Below are 23,596 nucleotides of genomic sequence, written 5' to 3' on the forward strand. Positions count from 1 at the left end.
ACCAGGCTCCATCGGTGATGGAGGACCCGGTCGCGCACCTCTGGCGGGGAACGGTAGCTCTACGCATAGTGACGTTCGTGTTCGCTCTGGGGAACGTCGTGGTCCAGCGCGACGATTACGAGCGCCCGTGGCTGGCGTGGTCGGCGATCGGGGCGATGGCCCTCTGGTCGGCGTTCACCATCCACGCCTACAGCCGGGAGAGCGGACGGCGGCCGTGGGTCGTGGTCGCGGACCTGCTGGTGACGTGCGGGCTGATGTCCCTGTCGCCGTTGATCATGACGGATGAGCAGTTCCTCTTCAACGTCCCGCTGATCACCACCATCTGGGCGGCCGGACCGCCGGTGGCGGCGGGCGCGCTCGGCGGGCAGGTCGCGGGCGCGGTGTCCGGGTTCCTGGTCGGCCTGAGCACCTACCTCAACCGCGTCGAGCTCACCGTCGACCTGGTCCGCGACGTGGTGCTGCTGTCCGGCGCGGGGTTCGTGGTCGGCATGGCCTCGTCCACGGCACGTCGTTCGGCGGTGCGGCTGGCGCAGGCGTTGCGGACCGAGGCGGCGACGGCGGAGCGGGAGCGGCTGGCCCGGTCCATTCACGACGGTGTGCTGCAAGTGCTGGCGCGGGTGCGCAAACGCGGCAACGAGCTGGGCGGTGAGGCGGCGGAGCTCGCCGAGTTGGCCGGCGAGCAGGAGGTCGCGCTGCGGTCGCTGGTGGCCGCCGCGCCGACGGAGTCCACTGTGGATGGTGACGCGGACCTGCGGCCGGCGCTGCAACTGCTCGCCACCCCTCGGGTGCAGGTGTCCACCCCGGCGACGCAGGTGATGCTGCCCGCCGCGACGGCGTTCGAGCTGGCCGCCGTGGTGCGGGAGGCGCTGTCCAACGTGGACAAGCACGCGGGCGTGGGTGCGCGGGCGTGGGTGCTGCTCGAAGACCTCGGTGACGAGGTCGTGCTGAGCATCCGTGACGACGGCCCCGGCATCCCCGAGGGTCGGCTCGCGTCGGCCGAGGCGGAAGGGCGAATGGGTGTCGCCCAGTCCATCCGGGGCCGGGTGGAGGCGCTGCGTGGGACCCTTGAGCTGCAAACGGGCCCGGGGGAGGGCACCGAGTGGGAGGTGCGTTTCTACAGATGAGCGTTTCCGTGATGGTGGTGGACGACCACCCGCTGTGGCGTGACGGTGTCGCGCGTGACCTGGCCGAACGCGGCTTCGAGGTCGTCGCGACGGCCGGTGACGCCGCGTCGGCGGTGCGGATCGCCCGTGCGGTGCGGCCCGACGTGGTGCTGATGGACCTCAACCTCGGTGAGACGACGGGGGTGGAGGCGACGACGATGATCACCGGGGCGCTGGAGGGCACCCGGGTGCTGGTGCTGTCGGCCAGCGGTGAGCACAGTGACGTGCTGGAGGCGGTGAAGGCGGGCGCGTCGGGTTACCTGGTGAAGTCTGCGTCGGCCGAGGAGCTGGTGGAGGCGGTGAACCGGACCGCGGCCGGTGACGCGGTGTTCACCGCCGGTCTGGCAGGGCTGGTGCTCGGCGAGTACCGGCGGATGGCCGCCACGCCGGACGAGGACAAGCCGCAGCTCACCGAGCGGGAGACCGAGGTGCTGCGACTGGTGGCGAAGGGGCTGACGGCGCGGCAGATCGCGAACCGGCTCGTCATCTCGCACCGGACGGTGGAGAACCACGTGCAGTCCACCCTGCGGAAGCTTCAGCTGCACAACCGCGTCGAGCTGGCGCGGTACGCGATCGAACACGGGCTCGACGTCGAGCCGGAGGACTGAGCCATGACCGATCCCGCCATGCACAATCCCGCCACGCCCGATCCCAAGGAATTCCGGGTGTCCGACGCGGAGCGCGAGCACGTCGTCGAGATCCTGCAAAAGGCGATCGGCCGCGGGCTGATCACGTTGGACGAGTTCACCGAGCGCACTGACACGGCGTTGGCCGCGCGGACGCGTGGGCAGCTCAACGCGGTGCTGCTGGACCTGCCGGGTGTGGTGAACAACGAGCGGGTGCTGCCCCGGCCGCAGGACCGGCAGGAGCTGAAGTCCACCATGTCCACGGTCAGCCGCAAGGGTGCGTGGGAGGTGCCGCGGCAGCTCGTCGTGCGCAACCGGATGGGGACGACGGACCTGGACTTCCGCGAAGCCTCCATCCCGCACGCGGTGGTGGACATCGAGCTGGACGTGACGGCCGGGTCGGTGAAGCTGGTGCTGCCGGAGGGCGCGACGGTGAACGCGGACGGCGTGGAGCTGGCCGCGAGCAACCTGAAGGACAAGGTGGGCACGGGCTCGAACGGCCGGCCGCACTTCGTGGTGCACGGTCACGTGCGCGCGGGCAACGTGGAGATCAAGAAGAAGAAGGCCCGCTGGCTCAAGCACGCGTAGGGCCGGATGAAGGCCACACGATCGGGCGGTTGATCAGCATTGCCCTCGCACCGCACGGACAAGCTGCCGCACAGTCGCCCGCATGCCCGCCAAAGACGCCCGCCTCGAACTCCGCCTCGACCCGGCAGTCAAGGCGCGGCTGGAGCAGGCCGCGGCCTTGACACGGCAGTCGACCAGTTCATTCGTCGCGGAGGCGTCGATCGCGGCCGCGGACAAGGTGCTCGGCGCAGCGGACGTGACGTTCATGCCGGCCGAGCAGTTCGACGAGTTGATCGCAGCGCTGGACGTGCCCGATGACGCCCCCGAGTTGGCGAGGCTCGCCGCGAGGCCGTCGCGGGTTGTGCGCAGGTGACCGACTGGGTTTCCTCCGCTCTAGCTCCGCTGCACGACCTGACCGACTTCGACTGCGGCGTTCATGAGTTCAACGACTGGCTCAGGGGCCATGCCGTCAACGCGATCGCCCGCGGCACAGCGCGCACGTACGTGTGGACGCCCTTGGGCAATGATCGCGTGGTTGCCTACTACTCGGTCGTCCCGCACCTGGTCGCTCGGACCGAATTGACGACGAGTTTCGCGGGCGGACTCGGTGCGGCGGTGCCGGGCTATCTGTTGGCGAAGCTTGCCCTGGACCAGACGTTGCATGGTCGAGGGCTCGGCGCCGAACTCCTTCGTGACGCCATGAAGACGGTGGTCTTCGCCGCCGACGTGGCATCCGGGCGCCTGCTGATGGTCGACGCGATCGACGACCACGCGGCAGCGTTCTACCGAAAGCACGAGTTCAGGCCGACAGCGGGCAATCCGCTCCGACTGGTCGTGAAGATCGCGACCCTGCGCAAGGCTCTCGGTCTCCAGGTCCACGCCGCCACCGGCTTGTGAAGCTGCGCTTACGAGTGAATTCAGAAAGTCCTGATGGACTGCACAAGTGCGCAGGAGCACACTCGCCGGCATGAAGGCACTGGTCAAGGCGACCGCCGGGCCGGGACTGTCCCTGACCGACGTCCCGGACCCCACCCCCGGCCCGGGTGACGTCGTGGTGCGGGTGCTGCGCACCGGCATCTGCGGCACCGACCTGCACATCGACGCCTGGGACGACTGGGCCGCGCGCAACATCCACGCGCCGCTCGTGCTCGGGCACGAGTTCGTCGGCGAGGTGGTCGAGACCGGCGCCTCGGTGACCGGCGTCAAGGTCGGCGACCTGGTCAGCGGCGAGGGGCACCTGGTCTGCGGCACGTGCCGGAACTGCAAGGCCGGCCGCCGTCACCTGTGCGCCAACACGCGCGGCCTCGGGGTGCACGACGACGGGGCGTTCGCCCAGTTCGTGGTGCTCCCCGAGCAGAACGCCTGGGTGCACCGCGCGCCCGTCGACCTGGACGTGGCGGCGATCTTCGACCCCTTCGGCAACGCCGTGCACACCGCGCTGTCGTTCCCGGTCATCGGCGAGGACGTGCTGATCACCGGCGCCGGCCCGATCGGGATCATGGCGGCGGCCGTGGCCAAGCACGCGGGCGCGCGCAACGTCGTCATCACCGACGTGAGCGAGCACCGGCTGGACCTGGCCCGGAAGGTCGGCGTCGACCTCGCGCTGAACGTCGCCGAGCACGACATCGCCGAGGCGCAGGCCAAGCTCGGCATGTCCGAGGGCTTCGACATCGGCATGGAGATGTCCGGCAAGCCCGCCGCCTTGCGGGACATGATCGCCAACATGACCCACGGCGGCCGGATCGCGATGCTGGGCCTGCCCGCCGAGGAGTTCGCGGTCGACTGGAGCAGCGTCGTGCTGAAGATGTTGCAGATCAAGGGCATCTACGGCCGGGAGATGTTCGAGACCTGGTACTCGATGTCCGTGCTCCTGCAACGCGGCCTGGACCTGACCCCGGTGATCACGCACCGGTTCGACTACACGGCGTTCGAAGAGGCGTTCACGACGGCCCGCGAGGGCAAGTGCGGCAAGGTCATCCTCGACTGGACGGGAGCTCACTGATGTACGGCGCGATGCGCGAGGACCTGCGGACCGGGCTGGACGAGATCCGGGCGGCCGGGCTCTACAAGGCGGAACGGGTGATCGGCACGCCGCAGAACGCCGTCGTCCGGGTGGGTTCCGGCGCCGAGGTGCTGAACTTCTGCGCCAACAACTACCTGGGCCTGGCCGACCACCCGCGCCTGGTGGAGGCCGCGCACGAGGCGTTGGACCGGTGGGGCTTCGGCATGGCGTCCGTGCGGTTCATCTGCGGCACGCAGGAGCCGCACAAGGAGTTGGAGCTGCGGCTCTCCGAATTCCTCGGCACCGAGGACACCATCCTCTACAGCTCCTGCTTCGACGCCAACGGCGGCCTGTTCGAGACCCTGCTCGGCGCCGACGACGCGATCATCTCCGACGAGCTGAACCACGCGTCGATCATCGACGGCGTGCGGCTGTCGAAGGCACGGCGGCAGCGGTACAAGAACCGGGACATGGACGACCTGGAGCGGCAGCTCAAGGACTCCGCCGACGCCCGCTACCGGCTGATCGCCACCGACGGCGTGTTCTCGATGGACGGCTACCTGGCTCCGCTGGACGAGATCTGCGACCTGGCCGACCGGTACGACGCGCTGGTGATGGTGGACGACTCGCACGCCGTCGGCTTCACCGGGCCGAACGGCCGGGGCACGCCGGAACTGTTCGGGGTGCAGGACCGGGTCGACATCGTCACCGGCACGCTCGGCAAGGCGCTGGGCGGCGCGAGCGGCGGGTACACGTCCGGGCGGGCGGAGATCGTGGAGATGCTGCGGCAGCGGTCGCGGCCGTACCTGTTCTCCAACTCGCTCGCGCCGTCGATCACGGCCGCTGCTATCGCCGCGCTGGACCTGCTCAGCTCGTCCGGCGAGCTGCTGACCCGGCTGCGCGAGAACACCGCGCTGTTCCGGTCGCGGATGACCGACGAGGGCTTCGACCTGCTGCCGGGCGAGCACCCGATCATCCCGGTGATGATCGGTGACGCGGCGCGCGCGTCGCGGATGGCCGACCTGCTGCTGGAGCAGGGCATCTACGTGATCGGCTTCTCGTACCCGGTCGTGCCGCACGGCAAGGCCCGGATCCGGACGCAGATGTCGGCGGCGCACACGACCGACGACGTGAACCGGGCCGTGGACGCGTTCGTGGCGGCACGAGCCCACATGTGACCGCCAGGCGGTGTTTCGGAAGCCCGTGTTCGCGCTTCCGAAACACCGCCTAGTGCTTGACGGCCTCGATCAGGATCCGCTGGGAGTGCGCCACGAACGGACCGTGGCGTTCGATGAAGTCGTGCAGCCGGGCCAGGCGGTCGCGGTAGGCGTCCACGGTGAAGCCGGGGACGGTCCAGATCACCTTGCGCAGGAAGTGGACCACCGCCGCGATGTCGTGGAACTCCATCCGGAGGGCTTCCTGGCGCAGGTCCACGACTTCCAGCCCGGCCTCCTCGGCCTGGGCCACGAGCACCATCGGGCTCCGGCTCGGGTTCACCGGCTGCGGGCCCATCATGACGTCGGTCAGCTCCCGCACCGAACCCGCGCCGACCTCCTGGGACAGGTAGGCGCCGCCCGGCCGGAGCACCCGGTGCACCTCGTCCCAGCGGACCCGCACCGGGTGCCGGCTGACCACCAGGTCGAAGTGGTCGGACGGGAACGGCAGGTCCGCCGCGTCGTCGACCTGGCGCACGTCGGCGCCGAACTTCGCCAGCGTGCGCCGGGCGATGTCGAGGTTCGGCGGCCACGACTCGGTCGCCGCCAGCACCGGAGGCGCGACCGGGATCGTGGCCAGCACCTCGCCGCCGCCGGTCTGGAGGTCGAGCGCCGCCTCGGCCTTCGCCATCCGGTCGGCGAGCAGGCGCGCGTAACCCCACGACGGACGCTGCTCCGTCGCCCGACCGGTGAACCAGGAGAAGTCCCAGCCCTCCGTCGGCACCGCTTCACCCTCGGCGACGAGGTCTTCGAACGTCCGCATGGGGACAGGTTGGCAGCCGGCGGTGGCCACCGCACCGGGATTTCGCGGTGGGTGAGGATGTGTCGGTGATCGACCCACGACGGCTCCGGGTGCTGCGCGCGCTCGCCGACCACGGCACCGTGACGGCGGCGGCGCAGGCGTTGCACCTCACGCCGTCCGCGGTGTCGCAGCAGTTGGCCGCGTTGGAGTCCGAGGTGGGGCACTCGCTGTTGCGGCGGCGGGGGCGGCGGGTGTCGTTGACGGCGGCCGGTGAGCTGCTGGTCCGGCACGCCAACGCGGTGGCGGCGGAGCTGGAACGGGCCGAGGCGACGTTGGCCGCGTTCACGTCGGGCACCACCGGTCCGGTGGAGGTGGGCAGCTTCGCGTCCGCGATCACGCAGGTCGTGGCGCCCGCGTTGGCGGCGTTGCGGGTGTCCGCGCCGGGTGTGACGCTGCGGGTGCGGGACGTGGAGGGGCACGCCAGCGTGCCGTTGCTGCTGGACGGCGAGATCGACCTGGCGATCACCGAGGAGTACCGGCTGCGGACGGACGACCGGCGGCTGACCCGGTTCCCGCTGTACACCGAGCCGTTCGACGTGCTCCTGCCGCCGGAGCACCGGTTGACGGGGCAGTCGGACGTCGACCTGGCGGAGCTGGCGGACGACGACTGGGTGGTGACGCTGCCCGGCAACCCGGTGCGGGACGTCGTGCAGCAGGCCTGCGAACACGCCGGCTTCGCGCCGCGGATCACGCACACGTCCGACGACTTCCGGGCCATCGGCGCGTTGGTGCGGGCCGGGGCCGGGGTCGCTTTGGTGCCGCGCAACGCGGTGCGAGGTGTGCCGGTACGCGGCACGGCCCCGCTGCGACGGGTGGTCGCGGCGGTGCGGCGGGGCAGCGAGGAACACCCGTTGATCAGGCTGGTGCGCGACGCCCTGCTGGACGCCGTGAGGTAGGCGCGTTAATGCGGGGCGCGGGCGGCGAGTTTGGCGGAGCCCGGATCGGCGGCGGCGAGGGCGCCGGCGGCGGCCAGTTGGCACAGGTCGAAGCTGGTGGACGCGAGTTTCGCGCCGACGCTCGCCAGGGCGGTGTGGTTCATCGACAGGCTCGTGACGCCCAGGCCGGTCAGCACGCACGCCAGCAACGGGTCGGCGGCGGCTTCACCGCACACGCCCACGGGCTTGCCCAGAGCCGTGCCGGCGTCACCGACGAGCTTGATCAGCCGGAGCAACGCGGGCTGCCACGGGTCGTTGAGCGCGGCCACCGCGCCCACCTGCCGGTCCGCCGCGAAGACGTACTGGGCCAGGTCGTTGGTGCCGATGGACACGAAGTCGACCACGTCCAGGATCTCGCGGGCGACCAGCGCCGCCGCCGGGATCTCGATCATCACGCCCGCACGCCGGATCCCGGCCGCACGCGCCCGTTCCACGAACCACGCGGCCTCGGCGGCGGTGGCCACCATCGGCGCCATCACGGACACCTCGGCTTCGGTCTCCGCGCCGGCCAACGCGATCGCTTCGAGTTGACGTTCCAGCACGTCCGGGCGGTCGAAAGCGACCCGCAGGCCGCGCACGCCCAGCGCCGGGTTCGGTTCCGGCTCGGGGGACAGGAACGCCAGCGGCTTGTCCGCGCCGGCGTCCAGGGTCCGCACCACCACGGGCTTGCCCGCGAACGGCGCGAGCACCGCCGCGTACGCCATCCGCTGGGCATCCACTGACGGCTCTGAGGACGCGGACAGGAAGCAGAACTCGGTCCGGAACAGCCCGACGCCTTCCGCGCCACCAGCGGCGGCGGCCACCGCGTCGGCGGGCGAGCCGACGTTGCCGAGCACCTTCACCCGGTACCCGTCACGCAGCACGCCGACGCCGTTCCACGACGCGCGACCGGCCACGTGGGCCGCACGCACCGTCCCGTCGGACACGTCCACCACACCGGTGTCGCCGTCCACGAAGAGCGCCGACGCCTCCAGGTCCAGCACGCCGCGGCACGCGACCACGGCCGGGATGCCCAGCGACCGGGCCAGGATCGCGGTGTGCGAGGTGGGGCCGCCCTCCTCGGTGACCAGCGCCAACACCTTGGCCGGGTCGAGCCCGGCGGTGTCGGCCGGCGCCAAGTCACGGGCCACCAGCACGGACGGCGACGTCAACGACGGCACACCCGGCGCGGCGACGCCGAGCAGTTCGGCGACCAGCCGGTCCCGCACGTCCCGCACGTCGCGGGCGCGTTCGGCCATGTACCCGCCGGCCGCCTCCAACGCCGAGATGAACCCGGCGGCGGCCTGGTGCACGGCTCGTGCGGCGGGCAGCGACTCGGACGTCACCAGCTTCTCGGCCTGGGACAACAACGCCGGGTCGGCCGCCATCGCGGCGGTCGTCTCCAACACGTCCTTGGCGTCACCGCTCGCGTTGGCCGCCCGCGCGTGCAGCCGGGCCACCACCGCGTCCGCGGCCGGCCTGATCCGGTCCGCCTCGGCCGCCAGGTCCGCGGGCGCGGGCACGGCGGGTGGCTCACCCAGCGGCTCGGCCACCCGGACCACCGGACCGGAAGCCCGACCGGAACTCACCCCGACGCCACTCAGCCGCGCGCTCGACATGGTCTAGACCATACCCTCCAGGTCGACGGGACGTAAGGACAAGACGGGACGTGAGGACCAGCCAACGCCACCCGCGCCCAACCCGCTACCCCACCCGTTGCCTCAACCACCGCAACGCTGGCACGCCCTGCGCCGCCTGGAACGCCCGCAGCGTCGGCAGGCCGGGCGGCGCCGGCAACAACGACGAGTGCACGAAGTACCCGGCACTCGCCGCGACGACCGCCGTCACCGCATCCGGATCGGCGCCTTTCGACAACGGCGACGACCGCCAGACGTCCTCCGGCTCGGGGCCGCCCTGCATCGCCAGGCACGGCAGCAGGAGCACCAGGTCGACCCACGACGCACCCGACCCGGCCTGCGGCCAGTCCACGAACACGACACCGGACAGGGTCAGCAGCACGTTGTCGGCCCGCACGTCACCGTGCACCAACGCCGTGCCGGCGGCAGCCGCGGCCCACTCCGACTCCCACGCCGCCAACTCGTCCAACCGCTCCGACGCCCACGGATCGACCCCCGGCAACGGTCGGGCGGCCAACGACCGCCACCCCGAGAACACGTCCGGATCAGCCCCGACGGATCGCAGCCAGTCCGGAGCCTCCACGGACGCCAACCCGACCACGGCCGCGTGCACCCGTTCCCACTCGTGCGCGACCCACGGCAGCGCCGGCGTCCGGCCGACGACCTCCTCGAAGACCAGGGCCACCCAGTCGCCGTCGTCGTAGGACCACAGCAGGCGGGGACCGGGCACGGCGGCGGCGACCTCGGCCTCACGCCGGTGCATGGTCGGGCTGTGCGGGTTGCAGGACAGGCCGACCGCCTTGGCGAACACCCACCGCCCGTCGGCCAGCTCCAGCCGTGACGCGAGCCCTGGCGAGAACCCGCCCGCGCAGTTCACCGCCCGGACGACTGCCGACCCGACACCGTCCTCGATCGCGGCACGGACCTCCGCGGGCACCTGGGCCCACGTCAACCGGTTGCCGCCGATTCCTTCCACGTCACGATGGTCCCGGCTTCGAGGCTGGGGATCACCTGGTTTTCCGGACCTGCTCCAACGTCGGGTACGACGGCTGCGCGCCGGCGGACGTCACGGACAGCGCGGCCACGCGGGCGGCGAACCCGGCGGCGTCCGCCAACGACGAGCCGGACGACAGGCCGTAGGCCAACGCGCCCGCGAACGCGTCACCGGCGCCGGTCGTGTCCACAACGGACACTTCCGGCGCGTTTACTGTGACCACTCCGGACGACGTGACCACGGCGGCGCCGAGCGCGCCCAACGTGACCACCGCGGACCGTGGACCCAGGTCCAGCAGGCCTTCGAACGACGACGCCAGCGACGCGGCCTCGTGCTCGTTCACGATCAGCGGGTCCAGCAGGGCCAACGTGCCGGCCGGCACCTCGACCACCGGCGACAGGTTCAGCACCGGCCGCACCCCACGTGAAGCCGCTATTTGTACCGCGTGCGACACCGTCGTCACCGGCACCTCGAGCGAGCACACCAGGACGGTCACGTCGTCCCAGGTCAGGGCGTCCACATCGGACACGTCGAGGTCCGAGTTCGCGCCGGGTGCGACGACGATCGAGTTCTCCCCGTCCGGGGTCACGGTGATGTAGGCGATGCCGGTGGGGCGCGATGACCGGCGCACGAAGTCCGTCCGCACGCCCGACGACGACAACGAGGACAGCAGCAGATCGCCGTACTGGTCCAATCCGACCGCGCCGACGAACCCGACCGAGGCGCCGAGTCGGGCGGCGGCGACAGCCGTGTTGGCGCCCTTGCCCCCGGGCAGCACGACGGTGTCGCCGCCGAGCACCGTCTCACCGCCGGCGGGGCGGCGTGGCACGGACACGACGAGGTCGGCGTTGGCCGAACCGAGCACGAGAACCGTCACGGGGAAACTCTGCCAGGTACCGGCGTGACCTGTTCGGTACCGGGTTGAGTAGTGGTACGGATGTCGGATACGTGGGCGAGGGGCGACTCTGGTCACATGACCGGGACTGGGCAGGAACCCCTGATAAGGCTGGCAGACGAACTCGGCCACCTGGGCCGCCGCTTGGAGGCGGTGGGACAGGAACTGCACCGGGTGGGCAGCGCCCAGTCAGTGGCCACCCTGCCTCCACCGGCCACCACCAGCACTGCCGGTGAGCAGGCCCGTTCCGACGCCGAACGGCAAGCCACCCCGGCCCAGCCCGCCGTCGCCGCGTACGCCCACGCGGCAACCCAGTCCACTGACACCACCGCGCCGACCCAAGGTCAGCCCACCGACACTGCGGCGACCCGACCCCTCACGTCGACGGCGCACACCGCAGGCCAGCCCGGCCAAGCCGCGTACGCCCAGAGCCAGTCCGGCCCGACCGCAGGCGCCACAGATCAGCCCGCCTCCACCGCTCACACCGCAGGCCAGCCCAGCTCCACCGCGTACGCCCAGACTCAGTCCGGCTCGGCCGCTGGCCACCCCGGCTCGACCGGCTACCCCGCAGGTCAGCCCGGCTACCCCGCAGGTCAACCCGGCTACCCCGCAGGTCAACCCGGCCAGTCCGGCTACGCCGCAGCCCAGTCCGGCCCGACCGCGTACCCCCAAGGCCACCCCGGCCACCCCGGCCGGCCCGGCTACCCGCCGCCGCCGAACCAGGCCTGGGGCGCACCCTGGACCCCGGCCCCGCCGCAGCCGCCCGGCCCCTCCCTCTTCGACCGCCTCAGCAAGGACGGCGCGGGCAGCAAGCTCCTCGCCTGGGTCGGCGGCGCGGTCACCCTGCTCGGTGTCGTCCTCCTCCTCGTCCTCGCCGTCCAACGCGGCTACCTCGGCCCGCTGCCCCGCGTCCTCGGCGGCGCGGCGCTCGGCGGTGTGCTGGTCGGCCTCGGCCTCTGGCTGCACCGCACCCCCGCCGGCCGCACCGGCGCGTTCGCCCTCGCCGCCACCGGCATCGCCGTCCTCTACCTGGACGTCATCGCCGCCACCTCGATCTACGACTACCTGCCCGCGGCCGCCGGCCTGACCGCCGGTCTGCTCATCGCGGGTGGTGGGTTGCTGCTCGCGTTGCGTTGGGATTCGGACATCCTGGCCATCGGCGTCGTCGCCGCCTGCGCCGTGTGCGCGCCCGTCCTCACCGAAGGCTTCACACCGCTGCTCGTCGCGTTCCTGCTGGTCCTGAAGATCGCGGCCAGCCCGGTCCACCTCAAGCGCGACTGGCCGTGGCTCGCCGTCACCGCGGGCGTTCCCCCGCTGCTCGCCTCGATCCTCGTCATCGGCCGCACCGACCAGTACACGCTCGCCGCACTGGCCCTGCTGGCCGCCGTGATCGGCGTGGCCGCCGCGGTCCTCACGATCAAGAGCCGGCCGGACGACATCACCGCGCTCGCACTCGCCGTCGGCTCACCGATGCCCGCCCTGCTCACCACCGCCGTCCTCGACCGCTACCTCGGCGCGGCGGTCGCCGGCACGGTCGCGGTGATGATGCTGGCGTTGTGGGCGGCCGGACGACAGGCGTTGCCGGCGAAGTTCGGCGCGGCCGTCGGCGCTGTCGGGGTGTTCGCCTTGTTCCAGGCGACTTCGCTCGCACTGGACGGCAGCACGCGCGCCGCGGTGGTGTTGGCCGAAGCCTTGTTGTTGGCGTTCCTGGCGAAGGTCCTCGCGTCACGCGGTCCGCTGCTCGGTTCCGCCGTGTTCGGCGCCATCGGGTTCTTGCTCACCGTGTCGAACGCCGTGCCGCCACGGCTGATCCTGGACGAACCGTGGCGCGTGGACAGTGCCGGTTTCCTGGTGTCCGGCATGCTGACCTCGCTGGTCCTCGGCGTCCTGATGGTCGTGCTGCCGTGGGTGGCGACCAGCCTGAACGTCCTTGGCAGGCACCCGTTCCCGTGGATCGCGGGTGGTGTCATCCTGCTGTACGCGGCGGCCGGGGTCGTGTTGTGCGCGGCGCTGCTGGTGTCGCAGGACGTAACCGGATTCCTCTTCGGTCACTCGATCGTGACGGTGTCGTGGACGGTCGCCGCACTGGTGCTGCTGGTACGCGGAATCGACCGGAAATCCCTGCGGGTGGCCGGATTGGTGCTGGTCGGAGCCGCGGTGGCGAAGCTGCTGCTGTTCGACATGGCCGCGTTGGACGGTATCGCCCGCGTCCTCGCGTTCATCGGCGCCGGTCTCGTCCTCCTGACAGCGGGCACCCGTTACGCCAAGCTGGTGGCAACTCGGCGAATTTCGGCTGATTCGTAGCTCTCAGGATCCAAAACGGCCCGGATTACGTCAACCTGGTGGTAGTTCTAAGTCGTCGGGGTACGACCACCGGTGCATCGCACCGGCAGGTGTCCGGCGTCGGTCGTTTCGCCCCCCGAGCGACCGGCGCCGGGCAGACAACCCCGCTGCCGCCCGTCCCGCCGTCGCGGGCGGCAGCCGGACCCGGTGCGGATCACCCGGCGCGGATCACCCGGCGCGGATCACCCGGTCCGGCACAAAGGTCACTCGTCCGTAGGACGAAGGTGGAAGCCGACCAAGCGGCGGTGTTCCCATCCAGCCATGTGGGGACGACGACGCACCGCAGCCCTCGGCACCGCCGCCCTCCTGCTCACCGCCGCGGTCGCGGCGGGCCAGTCCCGGTCACACCCGATCATCGCCACCAGCGGCCCCGCGCCCAAGGCGTACGTGATCGCGCACAACGGTCGGATGCAGGTGCTCGACACGGCCGACGGAAAGGTCCTCGCCGACGCGAACACCGGCGCCTGGACCACCGGCGCCGCAGTCGGATCGGACCCCCGCCGGGCGTACGTGGTCAACGGCTGGGCGGGCGTGATCACCGCGGTCGACCCGGAGTCGGGCAAGGTCGTCGGCCGCATCGACGCCGGCGCGCGACTCGCGCAAGCGGTGCTGCGACCGGACGGCGAACGCCTCTACGTGACCGGGAGCGGCTCGGTCGCCGTGGTCGATCCGGCGACGTTCCGCCTGGTCGCGGCGATCCGGGTGGGCGGCCAGCCGCACGGCATCGCGGTCACCCCGGACGGGCGGCGGCTGTACGTGGCCAACGCCCAGGACGGCACGGTGAGCGTGCTCGACACCACGAACGCCAGTCCCAGGACCACCATCGACATCGGCGGCCTGCCGCAGCACGTCGCGATCAGCCCGGACGGCGACGCGGTCTACGTCAGCTCGCTCGACCTCACCGAGGGCGCCGGCAGCGTCTCCATGATCGACCCGCACGCCGACGAACTGCGCTGGTCGACGCCCGTGGGCAAGGGCGCGGGCAGCATCGCCGTCACCCCCGACGGGCGGCACGTCTACGTCGCGCTCGACCGCCAGGTCGCCGTCCTCGACACGGCGACGCGCGCCACCAGGACGTTGCCGTTCACCGCCAGGACGTTGGCCATCGCGCCCGCCGACAGTCGGGTGTTCCTGGCCACCGGCAACAGCATCACCGTGCTGGACAGCGCCGACGACGAAGTGCTGACGACGTTCCAGTTGAGCGGCCTGGACGACGATGGCCGCGGCTTCGCAGCCGCGGCCATCGCGTTCGAACCGCCCGAGGACGTGTCCTAGACCCGTTGCGGCACCTTGGAGTGACCGCCGTCGCCACCGGCGTTCTCGTCCTCCACTGGCGCTTCCTCGTGGATCGCCATCCGCTCCTGGATCCGCCGCAGCGGTCCCGGGGCCCACCACACCGAGTCGCCGAGCACCTTCAGCACGGCCGGCACCAGCAACATCCGGACCACGGTGGCGTCCAGCGCCAGCGCCAGGATCATGCCGACGCCGACGAACCTCATGATCGTGATCTGCGAGAACGCGAACGCGCCGGTCACCACGATCAGCAGCAGCGCCGCCGCCGTGATCACCCGTCCGGTCTTGGCCAGGCCGATGGTCACGGCCTCCTCGGTCGACGCGCCGCGCCCGCGTGCCTCGACCATCCGGGACAGCAGGAACACCTCGTAGTCCGTGGACAACCCGAACACCATGGCCGCCATCAGCACCACGATCCCGGACTCCAGCGGCGCGGGCGTGATGCCGAGCAGCGACGCGCCGTGGCCCTCCTGGAACACCCACACCAGCACACCGAACGTCGCGGCCAGGCTCAAGGTGCTCATCAGCACGGCCTTGATCGGCAGCAGCACCGAGCCGAACGCCAGGAACATCAGGATGAACGTCGCGCCGACCAGCAGCAGGGCCATCCACGGCAGCTTCTCGCCGATCGCGTCGAGGCTGTCGGTCACCAGCGCCGTGCTGCCGCCGACGAGCACTTCGCCACCCGGTGCGGGCAGCGCGCGAACGTCCCGCAGCGCCTGCTTCGACTTGTCGCCGAACGCGTCCTGGTCCAGCCCGGCGTTGATCATCCACACGCCGTTGGCCGGCTCGGCGCTGATCTGCGCTTCGCCCACACCGGACACCGCGCTCACGTCACCGACGAACCTCTGCACGTCGGCGGGCGACGGGTCGCCGGTCACCAGGATCTTGAAGCCGGAGTTGGACAGCGCGGAGAAGTCGGAGTTCACCGTCTCGACGGCGACGCGCGCGGCGTGGCCCTCGGGCAGGACCTTCTCGGTGACCTCGCCGAACTTCACGCCGAGGAACGGCGTGCCCAGCGCGAGCAGCACCAGGATGATCGGCAGCGCGAACAGCACCGGGCGCTTCATCACCCGGCCCGCCAGCCGACGCCAGCCCGCCTCCGACGGCGGCTTCTTCTTGCGCCACGGCATGGCCAGCTTGTCCACGCGGTGGCCGAGGATGCCCAGCAGCGCGGGGAGCAGGGTGAGCGACACGATCGCCGCGATCGCCACCGCGGACATGCCGCCGTAGCTGAGGGACTTGAGGAAGCCCTGCGGGAACAGCAGCAGCCCGGCGAGCGCGATCACCAGCAGCGTGGCCGAGAACATCACCGTGCGTCCCGCGGACATGACGGTCCGGCGCACCGCGTCCGGCGTGCTGCGGCCCGCGGCCAACTCCTCGCGGAACCGGCCGACCATGAACAGCCCGTAGTCGATCGCCATGCCGAGGCCGAGCAGGCTGGCCACGTTGACCGCGAACGTGTTCACGTCGGAGGCGTACGAGATGGCGTGCAGCACGCCGAGCGAGCCCATGATCGCCAAGCCGCCGACGAGCACCGGCAGTGACGCCGCGACCAGGCCGCCGAAGATGATGATCAGCAAGATCAGCACGATCGGCAGCGAGACCGTCTCGGCCTTGGTGAGGTCGGACGCGGAGAGGTCGTTGATCGCCTTCTGGGTCGGGATCAAACCACCGATCTGCGTTTCCAACCCGTCGACCGGCAATTGGTCGACGATCCGGTCGTACTGCTCGATCTGCTCGTTCGGAGTGCTCGACCGCAATGTGATCACCGCGAGCGACTTGTCGCTATCGGGTGACGGGAACAGCGGCTGCACCTTCAGCACGGCGTCGCTCGGCAGACCGGACAGCTGGTCGGTGATCTTCTGGAGCTGCGCGGGTTCGGCGGTGTTGTAGACCACCAGGACGTCACCGCCCTGGCGGCCGAACGCGTCCTGGGCGACCTCGTTGGCCCGCGCCGCCTCGCTGCCCGGAGCCTCGTAGCCGCCCTGGCTGAGGCGGTCGAACACGCCGAGTCCCCAGATGCCGCCGACCACGGCCAGGGCCACCGTCGCGACCAGCACCACCCATCTGCGGCGGTACGCCAGCGATCCCCACTTCGCGAACACGCGTCCTCCCAGGACTATGCGTTACCGTTTGGGTGAATGGCGTCAACTTCGTAAACGGCGTTCACCGACAGTCCCGAAGTTATACCCGGTGAACACCGTTTACAACGCGATTGGGTGACATATGACCGAGGCCACTCGCCGAGAGCGGCTACGCGCTGAGACCGAGCGCGACATCCGGCGACAGGCCCGTGCCCTGCTCGTCGGGCGCGGCCGTGACGCGGTGACCCTCCGTGCCATCGCACGCGAGCTCGGCATCACCGCTCCAGCGCTGTACCGGTACTACGACTCGCGCGAAGACCTGCTCCGCAGGCTCGCCGACGACATCTGCACCGACCTCGCCGCCGAGCTGAACGCCGATCTCCGGCAGATCGGCGAGGACGACATCAGCGCGCAGGTCTACTCGGTGTGCCGCGGCTTCCGGCGTTGGGCCCTCGCGCACCCGCAGGAGTTCGCGCTGGTGTTCGCGTCCACAGAGGACACTCTCGGCAACTGCGGCCCGGACGGTGACCGCGGTCACGTCGGCGACCAGTTCGGCCGGGTGTTCCTGGAGGTCGCGGGTCGGCTGATCGCCAGCCACCCGTTACCCGAGGGCATCGGCGCGGACGTGCCGGAGGAGCTGCACGCCGACTTGGCGGAGTTCCAGCAGATCCTGCTCGCCACCGTCAACGACCGCGGGGTCGCGGTGGACGAGAAGGGGCTGCCGCTCGGCGCGGTCTACCACATGACGCAGTCGTGGGTGCGGATCTACGGGCACGTGGCCCTGGAGGTGTTCGGCCGCTTCCCGTTCGCCGTGTCGAACCCCGAGCCCATGTTCGACAACATGCTGGCGCAGATCCTGGGCGAGTTGGGTTTCCCTCCGCAACCATGAGCTGCGACTTCCGGGCAGACCTTATGGGCCGTTCGAGGGCTTTTCACACTTCCGGGGCAACTTCGGCCCGGGATGGCGGTTCCATGGGGCGTCCGCGAAAGCGAGGACGTCTGGGACCGGGGGAATGGTGGCGCGGAAGGCAGGCGGGTCCGAGAAGGGATCGGGCGGTGTGGCGTTCGCCGCCGCGGTGCTGGTCGTGCTCGCGGGAGCGGGTGGCGCGGGTGGCGCGGCGTTGAACTCGGGCGCCGCGAGCGGTGGCGGTGGGGCGGCGCCGGCAGCGGCGGAGAGCATCAGCGTCCGGAAGTGGGACGCCAAGCGTGCGGCCCGCGGTGGTGACGCCGAGCGTGCCATGAGCCACTTGGGTGTCGCGATCAGCAAGCAGGCGCTCAAGCAGGAGCTCGACTGCGCGGAGAACTCGTTCGGCCAGGTGCACGACTTCTTCCTCCGCACCCCGTGCACCTCACTGGACCGCCTGCTGCTGGCGGTCGGGGACCGGGCGGGCAACGCGGCGATCGTGTCGGTGGCGTGGGTGACGTTCCCCGGGCGCAACCAGGCGCGGCAGTTCGACCGGGTCATCGACACGGCCGGTTCGGGTGACGTGAAGCCGTTGGGCGGCGCGGTCGTCGGCCTGCCGGACGTCCAGTTCACCGCCCGGCACTACGCGTCGGAGACCAGGGACACGACGATCACCATCGCCGAGTCCGAACCGGCAACCGGGCACGTCGCGCCCGATCTGCTCGACGCGATGACCGAAGTCGCCGCCCAGTTGCCGCGTCCGTAACCCCTCTTCCGAACGACCTCCCTTACAGCACCACGTTCACCAGTCGGCCCGGCACCACGATCACCTTGCGCGGTGTGCCGCCGTTCAGCAGCTCGGCCACCTTCTCGTCCGCCAACGCCGCCGCCTGGACCTCGTCCGCCGACGCCGAGGCGGACACCACGATCCGCGCCTTCACCTTGCCGTTGACCTGGATCGGGTACTCCACCGTGTCCTCGACCAGGTACTTCTCGTCCGCCTTCGGGAACGGCCCGTGCGCCAGCGACTCGTCGTGACCCAGCCTCGACCACAGCTCCTCGGCGATGTGCGGGCTCAACGGCGCCAGCATCAGCACCAGCGGCTCGGCCAGGACGCGCGGCGCGCCACCGGAGAAGTGCTTGGTGACGTAGTTGTTCAGCTCGATCAGCTTCGCGCCCGCCGTGTTGTACCGCAGGTGCACGAAGTCCTCGTGCACACCGGCGATCGTCTTGTTCAGCAGCCGCAACGCTTCCTCGCCCGGGTCCACGTCGGTGACCCGCAGCGCGCCCGTGGTCTCGTCGACCAGGTTCCGCCACAGCCGTTGCAGGAACCGCTGCGCGCCGACGACGTCCTTCGTCGCCCACGGCCGCGACACGTCCATCGGGCCCATCGACATCTCGTACAGCCGGAACGTGTCCGCGCCGTACTTCGCGCACATCTCGTCCGGCGTCACGACGTTCCGCAGGCTCTTGCCCATCTTGCCGTACTCGCGGCGCACCTCTTCGCCCTCGAAGAAGAACTTGCCATCGCGCTCATCCACCTGCTCGGCGGGCACGTACGTCCCGCGCGCGTCGGTGTACGCGTACGCCTCGATGTAACCCTGGTTGAACAGCCGCCGGTACGGCTCGTCACCGGACACGTGACCCAGGTCGAACAGCACCTTCTGCCAGAACCGCGCGTACATCAGGTGCAGCACCGCGTGCTCCACACCGCCGATGTACAGGTCCACACCACCCGGATCGGACTCGCCGTGCTCGCCGGTGCGCGGGCCCAGCCAGTACCGCTCGTTCTCCGGGTTGACGAACCGCTCCGTCTCCGTCGGGTCCACGTACCGCAGCTGGTACCAGCACGAACCCGCCCAGTTGGGCATGGTGTTGGTCTCGCGCCGGTACTTCCGCGGCCCGTCGCCCAGGTCCAGCTCGACGGTGACCCAGTCCTGCGCCCGGGACAGCGGGGGTGACGGCTCGGAGTTCGCGTCCTCCGGGTCGAACGTCCGCGGCGAGTAGTCGTCCACGTCGGGCAGTTCGATCGGCAGCATCGACTCCGGCACGGCGATCGGCGCGCCGTCCTCGTCGTACACGATCGGGAACGGCTCACCCCAGTACCGCTGACGCGAGAACAGCCAGTCGCGCAGCTTGTACTGCACGGTGCCCTCGCCCCGGCCCTGCTCCTCCAGCCAGGCGATGATCTTCTTCTTCGCCTCGGGGACGTCCAGCCCGTCCAGGCTGACGCCGCTCTCGTGGCTGGAGTTGATGGCCGGCCCGACACCGGTGTACGCCTCGCCGTCGAAGTCCGCCGGCGGCCGCACGGTCCGGATGATCGGCAGGTCGAACGCCTTGGCGAAGTCCCAGTCGCGCTGGTCCTGGCCCGGCACCGCCATGATCGCGCCGGTGCCGTACCCCATCAGCACGTAGTCCGCGACGTACACCGGGATCTGCGCGCCGTTGACCGGGTTCGTCGCGTGCGCGCCGGTGAAGACGCCGGTCTTCTCCTTGTTCTCCTGCCGGTCCAGTTCGGACTTGCGGGCCACCTCGCGCCGGTACGCCGCGATCTCCTCGACCCGATCGGCGGACGTGATCACGTCCAGCAGCGGGTGCTCGGGCGCCAGCACCATGTACGTCGCGCCGAACAGCGTGTCGGGCCGCGTCGTGAACACCTCGATGTCCGCGGACGAGCCTTCGACCGCGAACTTGACCCGCGCGCCGTGCGAGCGCCCGATCCAGTTGCGCTGCATGGCCTTGACCTTCTCCGGCCAGTCCAGCCGGTCCAGGTCGTCGATCAGCCGGTCCGAGTACGAGGTGATCCGCATCATCCACTGGCGCAGGGAACGCCGGAACACCGGGAAGTTGCCGCGCTCGCTGCGGCCGTCCGCGGTGACCTCCTCGTTCGCCAGCACGGTGCCCAGACCGGGGCACCAGTTCACCGGGGCCTCGGACAGGTACGCCAGGCGGTACTGCCCCAGCAGCTTCTGCCGCTCCGCGCCGGTCAGCTCGGCCCACGGCTTGTCCGGCGTCGGCCGCTCACCCGAGGCGAACTCCGCCTCCAGCTCGGCGATCGGCCGGGCCTTGCCCGCCGCGGTGTCGTACCAGGAGTTGAAGATCTGCAGGAAGATCCACTGGGTCCACTTGTAGTAACCCGGGTCGATGGTGGAGATCCGGCGGCGCTCGTCGTGGCCCAGGCCCAGGGAGCGGATCTGCCGCAGGTAGGTCTGGATGTTCTCCTCGGTGGTCTTGCGCGGGTGCTGGCCGGTCCGCACCGCGTACTGCTCGGCGGGCAGGCCGAACGCGTCGAAGCCCATCGTGTGCAGCACGTTGCGGCCGGTCATCCGGTGGTACCGGGCGAACACGTCGGTGCCGATGAAGCCCAGCGGGTGGCCGACGTGCAGGCCGGCGCCCGACGGGTACGGGAACATGTCCTGGACGAACAGCTTGTCGTCCGGGACGTCACCCTTGAGCGGCCCGACCGGGTTCGGCGCGTGGAAGGTGCCGCGCTCCTCCCAGTGCTGCTGCCACCGCTGCTCGATCTCGCCCGCCAGCTCGGCGGTGTAGCGGAAGGCGGGCGTCTCGTCCGCCGCGACGGTGCTCATCGGGTGTCCCTCTCCATCGGTACCTGCCCTTGACATGACGAAACCCCCCAGCCCGGAAGGGCATGAGGGGTTGCCGCGCGGACCTGGCTGACGAGGTCTGCGCGGCTAGCTAAGGAGCAGGCGGGCCTTGCTCATGCCGTCAACGGTATCAGCGCACCGCAAGCGCGATGAACCGGGTGAACTCCTCGGCCGCGAAGTTGTCGTCGCTGACCAGCAGCAAGGTGCGTTCGCCGGAGGGCAGTCGCGGGCCCCAGGTGAGGCCTTCGACGTTGTCGATCACGGGCAGCGGGAAGTCGTGCAGGTCGGCGAGGAGCTTCTTGCGGACCGGGCGCACGGAGTCGTCGAGGACGTCCTGGTCTTGAACGTCCGACGTGCCGGCGATGTCGACCTGGAAGAGGCGGACCTTGTAGTCGGCGCCGGGCACCCAGCTGCGTTCGAGGGCGTAGTAGCGACCGGGCACGGTCTGGTCGGCGAGGATCGCGGGCACGCCGGTGTCCGGGCCCCACGGGCCGGGCTCGGGTGCGGCGAACAGCGGTTCCAGCGGGTAGGCGTGCTGGGTCACGACGGTGCCGTCACGGCCCTGCACGGTGAGGCGGGTGAGCGCGCCCCGGTCCTCGGTGGGCAGGTCGCCGTCCTGGAGGAGCGGGCCCTCGACCACGCTGGTGATGAGCGCGCCGCGGGCCGAGAACGTGATCGCTTCCAGGGCGAGGTTGCGGCGCGGGCCGCGGTCGGGGGTGATGGCGTAGTTGGCGGGCAACGGGAGGCTGCCCGCGTACGAGCCGTCCCGGCGGGCCTGCTGGATGGACGGCTGGACCACGACCGGGCCGGTGGTCTTGGGTCGCTCGCCCTCCTGGCTCCACCAGTAGTCGCCGGTGACCGGGTCGACCCGGATCTCCTCCGGGTCCACGGTGCGGCCGTCGTTCTGCGGCGGGGACGAGTACGTGCCGCCGTCCTCGTGGAGGAGTGCCCGCGTGCCGGTGATGCGGACGTCGTGCACGCCGGACTCGTCGACCGTGAGCGCGGCGGTGTAGAACCGGGCCGGGTTCGTGTACGAGCGGTCGTCGCTGATCAGGACGTACTCGCCGGTGCGCGGGTCGCGGTCGACGCCGGACAGGCCGCCGACCGTGGTGCCCTCGAACTGGAGGCCGTGCGGCAGGGTCGTCTGGCCGAGGAAGCGGACTTGCGGCGCGGCGGTGGCGATGGCGGCGGGAGTGGCGGTGGCGACGGGCGCGGTCGAGATGAGCGTGGCGGCGACGCCCACCACGGCCAAGCAAGATCGAAGTCTCATTGTGCTGAGCTTGCCGAGCGGCCGGGTCGGACGTAAGGACACCTTCAGGTGAAGCCGGGGCTGGTTCGACCAAGATCGAAAGACCGGCCTACCCTCGTCAGGGTGAACATCGTGCTGCCTGTGGTGCTGGGTCTGATCGGCGTCGCCTTCGGGACGGTCGGTTTCCTGGGCGTGCGTGGCCTGCTGCACCGGAACCGCTTCTTCGGCGTGCGCACCAAGGCCGCGCTGCGCGACGACGAGACGTTCGCGCTGGCCAACAAGGTCGCCGGCGTGCCGAACGTGACCGCGGGCGCGATCGCCCTGGTGGCGGCCGTCGCGGCGGCGGTGACCCCGGCGTTGGCGCTGGTCATCGGCCTGGTCGGCTTGATCGGCAGCCTCGTGCTCGCGGGTGCGGGCGGCGTGCTGGGCCACCGTGCGGCCGAGGCCATGCCCAAACAGGCTCCCGCGGGTTGCGGCGGCTGCGCTTGCTCCACCGGCGGCGGCTGCGGCGTACTCACGCGCGCCGGCGTTTGATTGCCGCTGCTCCACAGGCGGCGGCCGTCCCTCAATTCCTGCGGATGTCGGTGGGGTAGGTCGCCAGTAGAGCGGTCGGCATGCCCTGACGGCGCAGGACGCGGCCCCAGAGGTCGACGTTCGGCGGGGTGAGGACGTCGTCCGGCAGGCCCTTCACCACGATCCAGTCACCGCGCGAGATCTCGTTGCCCAGCTGGCCCTCGCCCCAACCCGAGTAGCCCGCGAACACCCGCATCCCGCGCACCTTCGCCACCAGGGCGTCCGGATCCGCGTCCAGGTCCACCAACGCCACCGGACCGTGTACGCCGACCACTCCGTCGAGTGCCGCCACGTTCTCACCGGTGCGCAACGCGGCCAGGCACAGCGCCGTCTTCTGCTCCACCGGCCCGCCGATGTACACCGCCTGCGGCCGGGTCACGTGCGGTCCCCACGCGGGCAGGACGTCGTGCACGGCGACCTCGCTCGGCCGGTTCAGCACCACCCCGAGGGTGCCTTCGCCCCGGTGGTCGATGACGTAGACCACGGTCCGGCGAAAATTGGCGTCGGTCAGGCTCGGTGCCGCGACCAGCAGGGAACCCGGTTCGACGTCGGCATCAGGGCGCACGCTGTGCATGATCCCAGACGACGCGCGCCGTCCCGGCCAGGCAGCACGTCCATGCCCTGGGAGGGTCTGCCCCGCGAAGCGCCGGGCGTGGAACATCCGGGTTACCGTGTTCGTTGTAGTGAACGTCAGGCGCCATCGAGTCCCCCGGGCCCACTGAACAGCC

General features: G+C 70.9%; 21 protein-coding genes. 13 read left to right on the forward strand and 8 right to left on the reverse strand.

Translation table 11 applies throughout. From position 1 onward, the window contains the following. Nucleotides 1–17: 17 nt before the first annotated feature. From macS to F4560_RS32210, 7 genes are all read left to right on the forward strand, one after another. Entirely contained in the window at nucleotides 18–1,124 is a 1,107-nt protein-coding gene (macS, locus tag F4560_RS32180) for a MacS family sensor histidine kinase (RefSeq protein WP_184929523.1), read from the forward strand. Then, complete coding sequence (locus F4560_RS32185; protein WP_184926549.1) at nucleotides 1,121–1,771, forward strand: response regulator; 651 nt, start codon at nucleotides 1,121–1,123, stop codon at nucleotides 1,769–1,771. The genes macS and F4560_RS32185 overlap by 4 nt, the downstream gene beginning before the upstream one ends. A gap of 3 nt (nucleotides 1,772–1,774) precedes the next feature. Beyond that, nucleotides 1,775–2,377 carry a DUF1707 SHOCT-like domain-containing protein gene (locus tag F4560_RS32190; protein ID WP_246477910.1) on the forward strand — a complete coding sequence of 201 codons (603 nt, stop codon included), beginning with the start codon at nucleotides 1,775–1,777 and terminating at the stop codon, nucleotides 2,375–2,377. Nucleotides 2,378–2,459: 82 nt separating this feature from the next. After that, nucleotides 2,460–2,729, forward strand: a complete 270-nt coding sequence (locus tag F4560_RS32195) for a type II toxin-antitoxin system TacA family antitoxin (protein WP_184926551.1) — start codon at nucleotides 2,460–2,462, stop codon at nucleotides 2,727–2,729. Then, nucleotides 2,726–3,253 carry a GNAT family N-acetyltransferase gene (locus F4560_RS32200; protein WP_184926553.1) on the forward strand — a complete coding sequence of 176 codons (528 nt, stop codon included), beginning with the start codon at nucleotides 2,726–2,728 and terminating at the stop codon, nucleotides 3,251–3,253. The genes F4560_RS32195 and F4560_RS32200 overlap by 4 nt, the downstream gene beginning before the upstream one ends. A 70-nt stretch (nucleotides 3,254–3,323) precedes the next feature. Next, nucleotides 3,324–4,358 carry an L-threonine 3-dehydrogenase gene (gene tdh / locus F4560_RS32205; protein WP_184926555.1) on the forward strand — a complete coding sequence of 345 codons (1,035 nt, stop codon included), beginning with the start codon at nucleotides 3,324–3,326 and terminating at the stop codon, nucleotides 4,356–4,358. Then, nucleotides 4,358–5,536, forward strand: a complete 1,179-nt coding sequence (locus tag F4560_RS32210) for a glycine C-acetyltransferase (RefSeq protein WP_184926557.1) — start codon at nucleotides 4,358–4,360, stop codon at nucleotides 5,534–5,536. Before tdh ends, F4560_RS32210 begins: the two co-directional genes overlap by 1 nt. Before the next feature lie 49 nt (nucleotides 5,537–5,585). On the opposite strand, the gene F4560_RS32215 is transcribed toward F4560_RS32210, so the two are convergent. After that, a complete protein-coding gene (locus F4560_RS32215) occupies nucleotides 5,586–6,335 on the reverse strand; it encodes a class I SAM-dependent methyltransferase (protein WP_184926559.1) in 750 nt (249 codons plus the stop codon). A gap of 65 nt (nucleotides 6,336–6,400) precedes the next feature. On the opposite strand from F4560_RS32215, the gene F4560_RS32220 reads away from it, so the two are divergent. Continuing rightward, a complete protein-coding gene (locus tag F4560_RS32220) occupies nucleotides 6,401–7,270 on the forward strand; it encodes a LysR family transcriptional regulator (protein ID WP_184926561.1) in 870 nt (289 codons plus the stop codon). Between the two features lie 5 nt (nucleotides 7,271–7,275). On the opposite strand, the gene ptsP is transcribed toward F4560_RS32220, so the two are convergent. From ptsP to F4560_RS32235, 3 genes are all read right to left on the reverse strand, one after another. Continuing rightward, on the reverse strand, nucleotides 7,276–8,907 hold the full coding sequence (gene ptsP / locus F4560_RS32225; protein WP_184926563.1) for a phosphoenolpyruvate--protein phosphotransferase: 1,632 nt from the start codon (nucleotides 8,905–8,907) through the stop codon (nucleotides 7,276–7,278). Nucleotides 8,908–8,992: 85 nt separating this feature from the next. Beyond that, nucleotides 8,993–9,901: a phosphotransferase gene (locus tag F4560_RS32230; protein ID WP_184926565.1), complete on the reverse strand. Its 909-nt coding sequence runs from the start codon at nucleotides 9,899–9,901 to the stop codon at nucleotides 8,993–8,995. A gap of 31 nt (nucleotides 9,902–9,932) precedes the next feature. Further along, on the reverse strand, nucleotides 9,933–10,796 hold the full coding sequence (locus F4560_RS32235) for a ribokinase (RefSeq protein WP_184926567.1): 864 nt from the start codon (nucleotides 10,794–10,796) through the stop codon (nucleotides 9,933–9,935). A 96-nt stretch (nucleotides 10,797–10,892) separates the two neighbouring features. On the opposite strand from F4560_RS32235, the gene F4560_RS32240 reads away from it, so the two are divergent. Further along, nucleotides 10,893–13,118, forward strand: coding sequence for a DUF2339 domain-containing protein (locus F4560_RS32240; RefSeq protein ID WP_184926569.1), 2,226 nt, complete (start codon nucleotides 10,893–10,895; stop codon nucleotides 13,116–13,118). A gap of 300 nt (nucleotides 13,119–13,418) precedes the next feature. Beyond that, nucleotides 13,419–14,432, forward strand: coding sequence for a YncE family protein (locus F4560_RS32245; RefSeq protein ID WP_184926571.1), 1,014 nt, complete (start codon nucleotides 13,419–13,421; stop codon nucleotides 14,430–14,432). Here the strand turns inward: F4560_RS32245 and F4560_RS32250 are convergent. Further along, entirely contained in the window at nucleotides 14,429–16,558 is a 2,130-nt protein-coding gene (locus F4560_RS32250) for an MMPL family transporter (RefSeq protein ID WP_184926574.1), read from the reverse strand. The genes F4560_RS32245 and F4560_RS32250 overlap by 4 nt on opposite strands. A gap of 121 nt (nucleotides 16,559–16,679) precedes the next feature. Between F4560_RS32250 and F4560_RS32255 the strand changes: the two genes are divergently transcribed. Then, a complete protein-coding gene (locus F4560_RS32255) occupies nucleotides 16,680–17,426 on the forward strand; it encodes a TetR/AcrR family transcriptional regulator (RefSeq protein WP_184926576.1) in 747 nt (248 codons plus the stop codon). Between the two features lie 169 nt (nucleotides 17,427–17,595). Further along, entirely contained in the window at nucleotides 17,596–18,207 is a 612-nt protein-coding gene (locus tag F4560_RS32260; protein WP_184926578.1) for a hypothetical protein, read from the forward strand. A 22-nt stretch (nucleotides 18,208–18,229) separates the two neighbouring features. On the opposite strand, the gene leuS is transcribed toward F4560_RS32260, so the two are convergent. Next, nucleotides 18,230–21,028 carry a leucine--tRNA ligase gene (gene leuS, locus F4560_RS32265; protein WP_184926580.1) on the reverse strand — a complete coding sequence of 933 codons (2,799 nt, stop codon included), beginning with the start codon at nucleotides 21,026–21,028 and terminating at the stop codon, nucleotides 18,230–18,232. Nucleotides 21,029–21,176: 148 nt separating this feature from the next. Then, nucleotides 21,177–22,316, reverse strand: coding sequence for an esterase-like activity of phytase family protein (locus tag F4560_RS32270; RefSeq protein WP_184926582.1), 1,140 nt, complete (start codon nucleotides 22,314–22,316; stop codon nucleotides 21,177–21,179). Between the two features lie 102 nt (nucleotides 22,317–22,418). Here F4560_RS32270 and F4560_RS32275 point away from each other — a divergent pair, with 102 nt between their 5' ends. Next, nucleotides 22,419–22,829: an SdpI family protein gene (locus F4560_RS32275; RefSeq protein WP_312869608.1), complete on the forward strand. Its 411-nt coding sequence runs from the start codon at nucleotides 22,419–22,421 to the stop codon at nucleotides 22,827–22,829. A gap of 31 nt (nucleotides 22,830–22,860) precedes the next feature. On the opposite strand, the gene F4560_RS32280 is transcribed toward F4560_RS32275, so the two are convergent. Then, the gene (locus F4560_RS32280) at nucleotides 22,861–23,442 is read right to left on the reverse strand and encodes a YqgE/AlgH family protein (protein WP_184926584.1); all 582 of its coding nucleotides are present in this window, start codon (nucleotides 23,440–23,442) and stop codon (nucleotides 22,861–22,863) included. Nucleotides 23,443–23,596 lie beyond the last annotated feature (154 nt).

It is taken from the genome of Saccharothrix ecbatanensis, assembly GCF_014205015.1.
Taxonomy (GTDB): Bacteria; Actinomycetota; Actinomycetes; order Mycobacteriales; family Pseudonocardiaceae; genus Actinosynnema; species Actinosynnema ecbatanense.